Annotated in this window: 13 protein-coding genes; 3 read left to right on the forward strand and 10 right to left on the reverse strand. The window is 57.3% G+C overall.

Going from position 1 to position 13,101, the window contains the following annotated elements:
- Nucleotide 1: 1 nt before the first annotated feature.
- From BC777_RS18670 to BC777_RS18685, 4 genes are all read right to left on the reverse strand, one after another.
- Nucleotides 2–850: a CE1 family esterase gene (locus BC777_RS18670; protein WP_100369742.1), complete on the reverse strand. Its 849-nt coding sequence runs from the start codon at nt 848–850 to the stop codon at nt 2–4.
- Nucleotides 847–1,305: a rhodanese-like domain-containing protein gene (locus BC777_RS18675; RefSeq protein ID WP_133122597.1), complete on the reverse strand. Its 459-nt coding sequence runs from the start codon at nt 1,303–1,305 to the stop codon at nt 847–849. The genes BC777_RS18670 and BC777_RS18675 overlap by 4 nt, the downstream gene beginning before the upstream one ends.
- A gap of 3 nt (nt 1,306–1,308) precedes the next feature.
- The gene (locus tag BC777_RS18680; protein WP_100369744.1) at nt 1,309–1,833 is read right to left on the reverse strand and encodes a YHS domain-containing (seleno)protein; all 525 of its coding nucleotides are present in this window, start codon (nt 1,831–1,833) and stop codon (nt 1,309–1,311) included.
- A 221-nt stretch (nt 1,834–2,054) separates the two neighbouring features.
- Nucleotides 2,055–2,972 carry a LysR family transcriptional regulator gene (locus BC777_RS18685; RefSeq protein ID WP_100369745.1) on the reverse strand — a complete coding sequence of 306 codons (918 nt, stop codon included), beginning with the start codon at nt 2,970–2,972 and terminating at the stop codon, nt 2,055–2,057.
- 71 nt (nt 2,973–3,043) lie between these two features.
- On the opposite strand from BC777_RS18685, the gene BC777_RS18690 reads away from it, so the two are divergent.
- A complete protein-coding gene (locus tag BC777_RS18690) occupies nt 3,044–3,916 on the forward strand; it encodes a DMT family transporter (protein ID WP_100369746.1) in 873 nt (290 codons plus the stop codon).
- Nucleotides 3,917–4,263: 347 nt separating this feature from the next.
- Nucleotides 4,264–5,466, forward strand: coding sequence for a type 2 periplasmic-binding domain-containing protein (locus BC777_RS18695; RefSeq protein WP_245834497.1), 1,203 nt, complete (start codon nt 4,264–4,266; stop codon nt 5,464–5,466).
- Nucleotides 5,467–5,506: 40 nt separating this feature from the next.
- On the opposite strand, the gene BC777_RS18700 is transcribed toward BC777_RS18695, so the two are convergent.
- From BC777_RS18700 to BC777_RS18725, 6 genes are all read right to left on the reverse strand, one after another.
- The gene (locus tag BC777_RS18700; RefSeq protein WP_100369748.1) at nt 5,507–6,364 is read right to left on the reverse strand and encodes a fumarylacetoacetate hydrolase family protein; all 858 of its coding nucleotides are present in this window, start codon (nt 6,362–6,364) and stop codon (nt 5,507–5,509) included.
- Nucleotides 6,365–6,434: 70 nt separating this feature from the next.
- Nucleotides 6,435–7,382: an ABC transporter substrate-binding protein gene (locus BC777_RS18705; protein WP_100369749.1), complete on the reverse strand. Its 948-nt coding sequence runs from the start codon at nt 7,380–7,382 to the stop codon at nt 6,435–6,437.
- Nucleotides 7,383–7,447: 65 nt separating this feature from the next.
- The gene (locus tag BC777_RS18710; protein WP_100369750.1) at nt 7,448–8,455 is read right to left on the reverse strand and encodes an ABC transporter permease; all 1,008 of its coding nucleotides are present in this window, start codon (nt 8,453–8,455) and stop codon (nt 7,448–7,450) included.
- The gene (locus tag BC777_RS18715) at nt 8,452–9,978 is read right to left on the reverse strand and encodes a sugar ABC transporter ATP-binding protein (protein WP_100369751.1); all 1,527 of its coding nucleotides are present in this window, start codon (nt 9,976–9,978) and stop codon (nt 8,452–8,454) included. Before BC777_RS18715 ends, BC777_RS18710 begins: the two co-directional genes overlap by 4 nt.
- Nucleotides 9,979–10,011: 33 nt before the next feature.
- Nucleotides 10,012–10,758, reverse strand: coding sequence for an SDR family oxidoreductase (locus BC777_RS18720; protein WP_100369752.1), 747 nt, complete (start codon nt 10,756–10,758; stop codon nt 10,012–10,014).
- Between the two features lie 14 nt (nt 10,759–10,772).
- Entirely contained in the window at nt 10,773–12,296 is a 1,524-nt protein-coding gene (locus tag BC777_RS18725; protein ID WP_100369753.1) for a D-arabinonate dehydratase, read from the reverse strand.
- A gap of 100 nt (nt 12,297–12,396) precedes the next feature.
- Between BC777_RS18725 and BC777_RS18730 the strand changes: the two genes are divergently transcribed.
- Nucleotides 12,397–13,101 carry a GntR family transcriptional regulator gene (locus BC777_RS18730; RefSeq protein ID WP_245834498.1) on the forward strand — a complete coding sequence of 235 codons (705 nt, stop codon included), beginning with the start codon at nt 12,397–12,399 and terminating at the stop codon, nt 13,099–13,101.

Below are 13,101 nucleotides of genomic sequence, written 5' to 3' on the forward strand. Positions count from 1 at the left end.
GTCAGAGCGCTTCAAACCAGTCCAGCGCTAGCGTGGACCAATCCGGGGGGATGACGTGTCCGCCGGGGAAGAGTGCGAAGGCCAGGGCGCTGCCGGGCGCACAATTGGTCCATTCGCGGATCAGAAATGGCCCTTCGGTGACATAGCCATCTGGTCGCAGCTGGAAGCATTCGTTCGTTTCGCGCCAAATCGCCATGGCGTGAAAGACATCACCTTGCATAAGCGCACCCGGATCGCGGCTGTCTGTGCCGCGCAGCACACGCCCTTCCAGTGGCACTGTCCCATCTGTCCACCCATGGGTATGCAACATCCGCACTGGGCCTGCGCATTCTGTAGGATGCGGTCGCCAGAAGTTGCCACCCACAGGGACATAGGCGGCAAAGGTATCGGGGGCGGCACAGGCCAGATAGGCGGTCATCGACCCGCCAATGGAAAACCCTGCAAGAATAATCCTGTCAGGGTCGATCCCATGGCGTGCAATCGCGTCATCGCGCACAGCGGTCAGAAAGGCGATCTCGTCGCGGCGCTGGGGCCGCATGGGGTGAAATGACCATGACCTGCCGTTGGCACCCTGCCGTTGCAGACCGTCAGGGGCAATCACAGCATAGCCGCGATCGGTGAAGGTCTGCACCATGTCGGTGCGGCGCATCACGCCCGTGCCGCTGCCGCCAAAGCCATGTACGAAAACAACGGCGGGTGGCGGCGCGGTATGATCGGGGGGCAGGGCGACGACATATGTGCCGTCCGCGACCTCGCAGGGGGTGTCTGCCGAACACGCAGCGGCGGTCGTGGAAACGCCAGCCACGGTCAGGAAAGCACCAAGGAGTGCTGCATATTTGGGTGGTATCATGTTGTGTCTTCTTGGCTGTCGGTATCCCATTCCACGACAGGCAAACCACGTTTGACCCACCCCGGTCCAGCAAAAGATCCAAGCATGCCTTCGGGGATATCAATGATCGGGGTCACACCCGCATCTGTCAGACGCGCAGTCATCCTTGCGGACCGGACGCCGCGCGCGCAAATCAATGCGATGGGTTGCGTAGGCGACCGGCGCGCAGCGAGGACGGCAGTGGCGAAATCAGCGCGCCGCATATCGATGGGCACTGCATATTGGGCGATACCTGTGCTTTGCCATTCATCTGGGCGGCGGATATCAACAAGAAGGATATCACCTGTCCCGGCCGCCGCGAACGCCTGTTGCGGGGTCAGCGTTTCGCTGTCACCTGCGATGGCATAGGCTGTCACACAAAGTGCTGTGGTCCCGACCAAACCGGTCAGGACCACGCGTCGTGAAAGACGCTTCATGCTTTACTGCAAAGGGGCAGGTGAGGTGAACTGCGGAATGGTGTTCTGTGACGCACCCATGGATTCCAACCCAGTCCAGTTGTTTTCGGCGACGCTGATGTTGCCGGGAATGTCCTCTTCCCAAAAGCTGACGACGTTTTCGGTGATGTTCAAGAACAGTTCACCATCCACAATGCGCCAAAGGTTGGGGTTGCCGGGCACTTTGCCGCCCTGGGCCACGCCATAGGCGCAGTGGCCGTCGTACTGGGGTACGAAATTGTCTGGATCAGCGACAAAACGGTCGCGGTTTTCTTCCGTAGAAAAGGCAAAGACAGCACCGTTATGTTCGGCTATAATATCGGCCTGACCCGGAACACCTGCAGGTTGGGCTGTCCCGACCTCGGATTGTGGCAGGTCAAAATAGGCCACAACATCATAGCCTGAGACGGCAAAACCGGTCTCATCGATATATTGCTCACCAGCAAAGCTGGCGGTGGCCATGGCCGACGTCAGCACCATTGCTGCTGTCGAAAGAATGAATTTTTTCATCTGCGTTTTCCTTTACCAATGCGTATCTTCTGAATGGCAACTTACAAGGCATGAGACGGAGTGACATCCCACCTCGCGGCGCTGTGAAAAGAGGTGTTGGGTCGTTTATCCGGGGTCACAGTTTTTGCTGTTTTTGAAACATTTCTGTGGCTTATCTGTCCGGCGTTGGCCGCGACGGCCCCTTACAATGTTACGCTGGGGATGCCAGTCTGGCATCGTGATCAAGGGACCGGTGAAACCGCGCCGGATCCTGTGTCTGCCGCAACCAGTGCCACGAAGGCCTTTGCCAATGCGCTGCCATCGTCGGCGATGCGAATATGGGTGAGCGGCAGTTGCGGCAGGTTGTGATGCAAAGGTGCCTCGACCAGATCGCGATCTGCCAGCGACACAGGCAATGCGGCGATCGCAAGATCGGCCCTGAGTGCCGCGATTTGCCCCATTGATGTGTCGCTGGAATAGGCGATCCGATAAGCACGGGCTGCCGCTTGCAGCGCCGTCAGTGCTGCGTCACGCCACGCGCATTTTACCTCTGCCACAGCCAGCGGGAGCGGGTCTTGCTGCGCAGCCCGCCCACCATCCAGAACCAGCCATTTCAAGGGTTCCGAATACAGGTCATGTGCAGGAACATCTGATGCCCCCACATCGTTGAACAGGGCCAGATTGGCTGTGCCGTCCGTGAGACCCTGTTTCACAATTTCGCTGGTTCCCAGCCGCACATCCACCTGAACATCCGGGTGTCGTTCGGACAGACGCCGCAACAGACCCGGCACAAGTGTGACGCCAAGATCATGTGGTGCATATAACGACAAGCGGCCCGCGAGTGGGGACCGGTGAAAGAGCGCAACGGTTTCGTCATGCAGGCCCAGAATGCGACGGGCCTGACCCAGCAGCATGCCGCCTTGGTCCGTGAGCGCGACATGCCGCGCATCCCGGTCCAGCAGGCGGACGCCCAGCAATGTTTCCAGCTTGCCGATTTGAAGGCTGACAGCCGAAGGCGATTTATGGACCTGCTTTGCCGCGCGGCGGAACGACCGTGTCTCGCAAATGGCGACGAAGCTGCGCAGCGCGTCCAGATTGAGCGTGCGGTTCACCGCATTGGCGTCTGCCGCGGTATTTATTGTTGAGGTATCCTGTATCATATAATGAGTTCATATCGTTTTTCTCAACATACCGCAAAGCCTATCCTTGGTTCTGTCAATAAGGAGATGGGATGTCGCGGAATATGCTTTGCGGTCTGGGCTGGGCCACAGTCGCCATTACGGTTTGGTCTGGGTCTTTGGTCATGCTTCGGTTTGGGGTGACGACGACCCTGAACGCCTATGATCTCACGACGCTACGGTTTGGTGTGGCCGCCTTGATACTGGCACCGGTCGCGTTGCAGCGCGGTATCGGGACGGACCTGATCGGGCTGGGTGGTCTTGTTGTCATGGTGGTCGCGTTTGGCGCGCCATATGTGTTGCTGGTTGCCTTGGCGATGAAGACCGCCCCTGCGGCGGCGGCGGGGGCCCTTAATCCGGGGGTGATGGCTATCGGCTCTGTCGTGTTGGGCCGGGTGATCTTGGGTGATCCTATCGGCAAGACGCGGTTGGTGGGCTTGGTGGCGACAACGCTGGGGATTGCCCTGTTTACGGCAGCAGGTGGGGCCATGACGACGGGCCATCTGATTTTGATTGGAACCGGTATGATGTGGGCGAGCTATTCTTTGATCGTTCGGCGTGCGGCCATTCCTGCGCTGAACGCGACAGCAATTGTTGCGGTGGGGTCTGCCGTCCTTTACTTGCCCATCTATGTTGCGGCCTTACCAAAACAAATTTTCGATGCGCCGGTGGCGGATGTGCTGTTGCAGGCCGGGTTTCAGGGCGTTCTTGTCAGCGTCGCCGCGCTTTATGCGTTCAACCGGTCTGCCGAGCTTTTGGGGCCTGTCGCCGGGGCAAGCCTGCCTGCGTTGATCCCTGTGGTGACACTTGGCCTTGGCGTGGTTTTTCTGGGCGAAACGGCTGGCGTCGGTGCATTGTGTTCAGCGACATTGGTAACCTTGGGCCTTGCCCTGAGCCTTGTAGGCAAGCGGCACCCTTTGGGCTGATAAGGCAGCCATTTTATCGCCATGGTTTTGCGTCGGGGTCCAAAAAAGGACCCGTGGATTAACCGGCCCGTGAAGGAACAGACAGTTGACAACTGCGGTTACTGGGTGAGTCGTCTTGGCCGCGGTTCTCTTATGCTGGCATAGCTTAACCTAGCGTCATACATGGTTCTGTCGGCATATTCTCTAAGACGCACCGGTAAGGTCAACCACAGGCCAAAGTTTATGCATAGTTTGGCCTTATTCCCATTTTACACGGTCATTAATTAACTATGATAATTGGCTTTGCGTCGCCTCAGATCACCGTATGTGATATAATGCGGGACCACAGCGCGCTGAAAGGAAAAACGATGTTTGATTGGATCAAAGGCAAAGGTGCCGCGACGGGCACATTGATGGTGGCACTGGCGTTGCCCGCCTCTGTCACTGCACAGGAAGTCGAGCTTCGGATGGAAAACAACAGTGGTCCGGTTTTGACCGGGACGCTATTAGAGGTCACTGACACATCATTTGTGATCAATTCAACCTTGGGGCCGATGCGCGTGTCGCGCGATATGTTCTCTTGTTTCGGTGCGGGATGTCCAACAGACGCCAGCGCAGAAGCTGCCGGACCGATTGTATGGGATGTTTCTCTTTGGGGAAGCCGCCGCGCATTTACCGAACATGTTGAACGTCTGGCAGAGTTGGTCGACGAAAAGACTGGTGGTGAGTTCACTTTGAACATCGACTACGGCGGTCTGTCGCCCAGCCGCGAAAACCTGGATAATATCGCTGCTGGTACGTTCGAGATGGCGCAGTTCTGCAACGGCTATCACCCCGAAAAGACACCGCTTCTTTCCGTGCTGGAACTGCCCTTCCTTGGCGTTTCTTCGCTGGAGCTGGAGCGTGAGTTGTCCGTTGCGGTTTATAACCACCCGGCTGTCGTGGCAGATATGTCGCGCTGGAACGCGACCTTGTTGATGCCGTCACCCCAGCCGCAGAACAACATCATCGGGGTTGGCCAACCGCCGATGTCACTTGGGTCTTTTCGTGGCATGACGATCCGGTCTTCTGGTGGTGTTGGTTTGGCGATTGAGGCGCTTGGTGCTGAATCAGTTACCATCCCTGCACCTAATGTCCGTGAAGCATTGAGCGAAGGCAGCGTCCAAGCTGCCGCTTTTGCACCACATGCGCATATGGCGTTCCGTACCGTCGAAAGCGGTGTCTGGTGGACATCAAACCTGAACCCCGGCACGTCGAACTGCCCCGTTGTCGTGAATACCGATGCGCTCGACAGCCTGTCGACGCCAAACCGCGTGGCACTGCTGTCATCCGTGGAAGAGGCCCTTGATCACTATGTGGATTACTACACCAATGTGACGATGGCTGACTGGGGTCCGGCGATGCAAGAGAACTTTGTCATGGAATTGAACATCAATGATGAAATTCTTGCAGCGATTGACGAAGAAGTTGCTGCCCCGGCTGCGCAGCAGTGGATCGCTGTCAACAGCGCTGCAGGCCTGCCTGCCCAAGAGCTTTATGATCTTGTCACAGATATGATCGCGGCATACTGATCATTGCTTGGCCAGCCACGGCTGGCCAAGTTGCACCGCCCTATTGTGCGGTGCGCACTTTCTGGGTTTGTACGCCCAACCCATCAATCCCAAGGCGCATGGTTTCACCGCCCTTTAGATAGGTCTGCGGTGTCAATCCCATCCCGACGCCGGGAGGTGTGCCTGTCGAGATGATATCACCAGGCTGAAAGCTCATGAATTGTGAGCAATATGAAACGAGATGCGGGACTTTGAACACCATGGTCGCGGTTGATCCGTTTTGGTGGCGCGTGCCATCCACCTCAAGCCACATGCCAAGCGCGTTGTAATCTCCGACCTCGTCAGGTGTGACCAGCCACGGACCGGTTGGGCCGAAGGTATCGCAGCCTTTGCCTTTGTCCCATGTGCCAGCGCGTTCGATCTGGAATTCGCGTTCGGACACGTCATTGATAACACAAAAACCAGCGATGTGATCCATCGCCTTGGCTTCATCGATATAAGCGCCGCCTTTGCCGATCACGATACCAAGTTCGACCTCCCAATCGGTCTTTTTCGATCCGCGCGGGATCACGACATCATCGTCTGGTCCGATAATGGCCGAGGTCCATTTGTTGAAAATCACCGGTTCGGGTGGCACGTCCAGACCGCTTTCCGCGGCGTGATCGGCATAATTCAGACCAATGCAGACAAACTTGCCAGTCCCACCAACGCAGGGACCAAGCCGCAGATCGTCTTGTGGGGTGCCGTCAACCAGCGGCAGGGTGGCAACATCAAGATCCTTCAGGCGTGTCATACTGTCCGGCAACAATACATCGCCCACAATGTCGGCCACGTGACCAGACAGATCGCGCACGCGGCCTTCATCATCAAGACAGCCGGGTTTTTCCTGACCTGTTGGTCCATAACGTAGTAATTTCATGTGGTCCTCTGACATCAAAGAATGGGGATGTCGCAGCCCGAGGGAGAAGCAGGCTGCGACAGTCGTGTGATCAATCGTAAAGAACTGCCTGAATTTCAGGGTTATCAATATTGGACTGATCATAATAGTAGAAACCAGTGTCGATGACCTCTGGCAGGTCCTCACCATTCATCGCAGCAACTGCGGCTTTGACCGTTTCATAGCCGATGCCGACGGGGTTTTGCGTGATCGCACCGGCCATCAAACCGTCGCGGATCGCATCCGTCTGTGCCTTGCCAGAATCGTAGCCGATGATAGTCACGCCTTCGGTGCCCATCTCGCGGGCGGCATTCACGATCCCGATGGCAGAGCCTTCGTTGGTGCCGAACATGCCGTCCAGATCAGGGTTTGCCGTCAGGATGGCCTTGGCGACCTCGGTGGATTGCAGTTGATCGCCGGCACCATATTGGACGGTGACAACTTCGATATTTGGATAGGCGCTTGCCATCTGGTTCAGGAAACCATCGCGGCGGTCAATGCCGGTGCGGCTTGTCTGATCATGTGCGACAACGGCAACGGTGCCTTCACCACCCAGAAATTCTGCCATTTTATCAGCGGCCAGCGCGGCAGCAGCGACATTGTCGGTGGTGGCGGTGGCCATCGGGATGTCACTGTCAACACCGCTGTCAAACGCGATGACCGGGATGCCCGCCTCGGCTGCTTCACGCAACAAGGGGATGGCGGCCTGACTGTCGAGTGCTGCAAAACCAATTGCAGCGGGGTCATTTGCCAACGCGGCTGCCAACATATCAATCTGACGGTCGACCATGGTTTCATTGTCTGGACCTTCGAATGTGATCCGCACGCCAAGTTCTTCTGCGGCTTGATCGGCCCCGGTTTTGACGGCCTGCCAGAACTGGTGCTGGAACCCTTTGGATATCATGGGGATATAGACTTCGTCCTGGGCGCTGACGGTGGACGCAGACCCCAGAGCAAGTGAGGCGCTAAGGGCGCCAATAACTACGCGACGTGACAACATGTGATTTCCTCCTCGGTTGTCGTTTAACCTGACCGCAGTGTTGGTCGGGTTTTGGTAATGCCTTGTCAGTTGGATTTTTTGCGGCGCATCATGTCGGCGTAGACGGCCAGAATAATAATTGCCCCGGTGACAACGGTTTGCCATTCCTGCGCAACCGACAGCACGCGCAGCCCGTTGGTCAGCACTGCCATGATCAATGCGCCGATCAGTGAGCCAAGGATCGACCCTCGGCCACCAGACAGGGATGTGCCGCCGATGACGACTGCGGCGATGGCTTCAAGCTCGTATCCAAGGCCCAAGGCGGGTTGTGCAGAGTTGAGGCGTGAGGCGATCAGCAGACCGGCGATCCCGACAATGGCACCGGCCAGTGCATAAATCGCGATTTTCCAGCGGTCTGTATTGACCCCTGACAGGCGCACAGATTCTTCGTTCGAGCCAAGCGCAAAGCAGTAGCGCCCCAGCACGGTCCGGTTCAGGATGTAAGCGGTGACCATTGCCACGATGAACAAGATCAGCACACCGTTCGGAATAGGCACAGACGGGATGATGTCGCCAATGATGGACCCCCGCGAGATTTCGCTAAAGCCCGGCGTGTCGTTGAAATAGATCGGGCGGGTGCCTGAAATCACGAGGCTCAGCCCCTTGAGGATCAGCATCATGCCAAGGGTGGCAATAAACGGCGGGATCGCCATCTTGGCAACAAACGTGCCCGATAACGCGCCACACAAGGCCCCTGTTAGCACCGCGGCAATGACACCCAGCATCAGCGGCATACCGGCATAGGTCAAAACCACGCCTGTGATCACCGCGCAGAATGTCATCATCGTGCCAACCGACAGGTCAATGCCGCCGGTGATGATCACCAGGGTGACCGCAATCGCCAAGACGCCATTGACAGATGTCGCTTGCAAAATCGCGATCATATTTGACGTCTGCATGAAGTTGGGCGAAGCAATCGAAAATCCGATCAACAAAATAATCAGACTTGCGAAGGCGAGAACGCGCTGGTGGGTGCCTGCCGCGATGATGCGCGACAAGGTTGCAGTTGGGGCACCGGGTGTGCTGGCAGTCATATTACATCCTCCGTGCCCACAGATGCAGTGTCACGCTGTGTGGCCAATTCCATAATCTGTTCCTGGGTTGTCGCGGCACCGCCAGGCAGTATGCCGGTCAAACGCCCCTCGCACATCACCGCGATGCGGTGGCTGAGGCGCATGACTTCGGGCAATTCGGATGAAATCACGATGATCGCGCACCCTTGCGCTGCCAGATCCTCAAGCAATGCGTAGATCTCTGATTTGGCGCCCACATCAATGCCGCGGGTCGGTTCATCGAAGATCAGCACATCGCAGTCGCGCAAAAGCCATTTGGCGATAACGACCTTTTGCTGGTTCCCGCCTGACAAAAGCCGCACGTCCTGCATGTCGGACGGGGTGCGGATACCAAGTTGGTCAATATATGCCAGCGCGGTATCATTCATCGCGCCTTCGTCCAGAACGCCCAATCTGTTGGTAAATTCACCCAGATGCGCCATCGCTATGTTGGCCCGCACGGTCATATCCACAGCAAGGCCAAAATGTTTGCGATCCTCAGAGAGGTATCCGATGCCCGCCTGCACGGCGGCATTTGGTGTGCGGATATCAACCTGCTGGCCATGCACGAAAATCGCACCACTGTCTTTGGGATCAGCGCCGAAGATGATCCGCGCCACTTCGGTCCGGCCCGCGCCCATCAGGCCCGCAAAGCCGAGTATCTCACCCTTGCGGACAGAAAAGCTGACGTTGCGCACGTCTTTGCCATGCGACAGGTTTTGGACCTCCAGTGCCACGTCGTTGCGTGTTGTGTCGGGAATGTCAGGGGCGTTTTGGGTGACTTCGCGCCCGACCATCAGTTGGATGATCTTGGACAGTGGGGTGTCTGCCGCATCCACGGTATCAATATATGCGCCATCGCGCAGGATGGTCACGCGGTCAGCGATGCGCTTGATCTCATCCATACGGTGGCTGATATAGACAATGCCCACACCATCCGCCTTGAGCTTTGCGATCACCTTGAACAGCTCGTTTATTTCGGCATCGTTCAGCGCGGCGGTGGGTTCATCCATGATCAGAACGCGTGGATTATAGGACAGCGCCTTGGCGATTTCGATCAACTGTTGGCGCGCAATGGTCTGCGTGCCGACCTGCGTGCGCGGGTCCATGGCGAGGTTAAGTGAAGCGAAGATTTCGGCTGTTTTCGCGTTCAACGCGGGCTCGTCCAAACGGCCAAAGCTGCGGCGCGGCTCACGTCCGATCAGCACATTCTGCGCTGCGGTCAGATCGTTCATCAGGCTCAGTTCCTGATGGATGATCCCGATACCAAGGTCTTGGGCCGCGCGTGGCCCGTCAGGTGTGGCTGGCTGGCCGTCTACGAACATTTCGCCCCCGTCGCGGGGGTAGATGCCAGACATGATTTTCATCAATGTTGACTTGCCAGCGCCGTTTTCGCCCATCAGCGCGTGCACTTCGCCCGGCTGCAGGTCGAACTGCACTGCTTTGAGGGCATGAACACCCGGAAAGCGTTTCTCGATCCCTCTCATCTCGACTAGAAATGTCATGTTTTGGCCCTCCCAAACCAAATCAATCCCGCGCTAGATCGTAACGCCGCCGTCCACCAAAACGGCCTGACCCGTGATGAACCGGCTGCCATCCGACAGCAGATGCACGACCGTTGGTGTCAAATCATCGACCGTGGCCAAACGCCCCATGGGTTGGCGCGCGATAAAGTCTTTTTCCGCCTGAACAGGGTCCGGCGCGGATGCGATGCGCCCTCGTAATGACGGTGTATCCACTGTGCCGGGGCAGAGCGCATTGCAGCGCAGGTTCTGCGTGACAAAGTCGGCGGCAATTGCCTTGGTCAGTCCGATGACAGCCGCTTTGGTTGCACCATAGGCGGTGCGGTTCACGAACCCTTTTTCTGATGACGCCATCGAGGCCATGTTCAGCACCGCAGCGCTGCCCGTCGTTTGCGCACGGCGCAAAAGCCCCGGAATGAACGCGCGGCACATGCGCACCATTGATGTGACATTCAGGTTCACTGCGAAATCCCAGTCACTGTCTGTCAGATCGAGAACAGTGCCATGGTGCACAACGCCGGCACAGTTGAACAGGCCATCCAGATCAGGCAAATCGGCGGCAAGGGCTGTGATGGCGGTGGGGTCTGTAACATCAAGCACGCGGGTCTCAATCCCTGACACGCCGTCCAGCGCCGTCAATAAATCGCCGTTCACATCCGTCGCGATCACCTCTGCGCCTGCGGCAGCACAGGCCCGCGCACTGGCCGCACCAATGCCTTGCCCTGCCGCCGTGATCAGAAGTGTTTTATCGTTCAACGTCATGTTTGCCTCCCCGCTCACATTACTGCGCCGATCTGCCAAGGCACGAATTCGACCCCGCCAAAACCCAGTTCTTCGCTTTTTGTCTGTTTGCCGGATGCGACGGCTATGAACATCTCAAAGATGTCGGCCCCCTTATCGGCAAGCGGCACGCCTTCGCTGACAATATCACCGCAGTTGATGTCCATATCGTCAGACATGCGCTGATACATTTCAGAGTTTGTGGCGATTTTGATGCAGGGTGTGGGCATGTAACCCGACACTGATCCGCGCCCTGTCGTGAACACGATCAGATTGGCACCAGAGGCAATCTGCCCCGTCACCGAGCACGGATCAAAGCCGGGGCTGTCCATAAAGACAAAGCCTTTCTTGTCGATCTTTTCGCCAAACAGATAGACATCTGTCAGGGGCGCGCTGCCGCTTTTGGCGACAGCACCCAGCGACTTTTCAAGGATGGTGGTCAGCCCGCCCCGTTTGTTTCCGGGACTTGGGTTATTGTCCATTTCGCCGTGATTGCGGGCGGTATAATCTTCCCACCACCGGACACGATCGATCAGTTTTTTGCCAACTTCTACCGATGCGGCGCGCCGGGTCAAAAGATGCTCTGCGCCATAAATTTCCGAGGTTTCGGACAGTATTGTGGTGCCGCCATGCTGTACCAGCATGTCAGAGGCCACACCAAGTGCCGGGTTGGCCGTGATGCCGGAATAGCCATCAGATCCACCACATTGCATGCCCACCGTCAGATGGGAAATCGGGGTTGGTTCACGCATGGCTTTGTTCGCCAGTTCCGCAATGCCGCGCAGTTCTGCAAGACCTTTTTCAATGGTTTTGCGTGTGCCACCTTCTTGCTGGATCGTCATATACCGCAACGCGCCATCCGCACGGATAGGACGGCCCCCCACAAGGGCGGAAACCTGCATCACTTCGCAGCCAAGCCCGATCAATAGGATACCACCAAAATTAGGGTGTTGCGCATAACCAGAAAGCGTGCGGAACAGTGTCGCATACCCTTCGTTTTCGCCCGACATCCCGCAGCCGGTGCCATGGGTGATTGGAACAATCCCATCAACATTGGGGAAGGCATCCAGCAGGCCGGACTTTTCCGCCGCTTCCGCGATGAACTTGGCCACAGAGCCGGAACAATTGACCGACGTTAGGATCCCCAGATAGTTGCGCGTCCCGACACGCCCATCGGCGCGGTGATAGCCCTCAAACATGCGTGCATCGGTGGCGGCCTTAAGCGCGGTTGCGGCGGTTGCATGGGCATAGTCGCGCGAATGTTCACCCATGCTGAGGTTTTGAACATGCACATGTTCGCCGGGCGCGATGTCGACATTGGCTTGCCCGATGGTTTGCCCATAACGCATGATATTCTGACCGGCGGCAATCGGCACTGTCGCAATCTTGTGACCCTGCTTGATTGCACCAAGCGCCGTGACCCCAGCCGCACAGATATGTTCGCCCGCGCCAATGTCTGCCAATGCAATCGCCACGTTGTCTTGTGGGTGCAGGGTGATCGACCTTGGCGCTTGGCTCATGTCGCGGTTCCTCTGGCGTGTCAGCGGTGCGTTTCGTAAGGTAACGACTAGCTTGACTTGCTACACATGTCAACTAACATGTCAGTTTAGGATAGGACGCATGCCGGAACCAAAACCAATGCTCAATATCGCAGGAATGGACGGACCACTGGGCCAGCGCGTTTATACAGCGTTGCGCGACAGTATTCTGTCCATGGCGCTTGCGCCGGGAACTGTGTTGCGCAAAGGGGCCCTTTGCGCGCAATTGGGCGTCTCGCGTTCGCCTGTGGCAGAGGCGTTGGGCCGGTTATCGACCGACGGCCTTGTCGATATTATTCCGCAATCGGCCACCCGTGTTTCGCGGTTTTTTATTCCTGAACTGCGCGAGGAGAACTTTCTGCGCGAGGCCATCGAAGTGGCCGCTGTCCGCAAAGTGGCGCTGGAACGGACCAACGCCCAGTTGATGAAGTTGACACGCAACATCCGCCTTCAGGGCTTGCTTGTCGAAGACCAGGATTTTCAGGGCTTCTTTGAGGCGGATTTGGAATTCCACGATCTTATTCTGGCGTTTACAGGTTTTCCGAAAGTCGCCAATGCCGCGGCGCAAGTGTCGCTGCAATTGCAACGCGCGCGCGTTTTGATCCTGCCAGAAGAGGGGCGCCCGGGCGAAGCCGTGGCGGAACACAAGGCCATTTTGTCTGCGATCGAAGCTCAGGACGCGACGGCGGCACAGATTGCCATGTCGCAACATCTTGGTCAGTTGATCAAACGGATAGAACCGTTGGAGCTGCAGCACCCTGAATTTTTCCGCCCCAACACTGCGTGA

It is taken from the genome of Yoonia maricola (genome assembly GCF_002797915.1).
Lineage (GTDB): Bacteria > Pseudomonadota > Alphaproteobacteria > Rhodobacterales > Rhodobacteraceae > Yoonia > Yoonia maricola.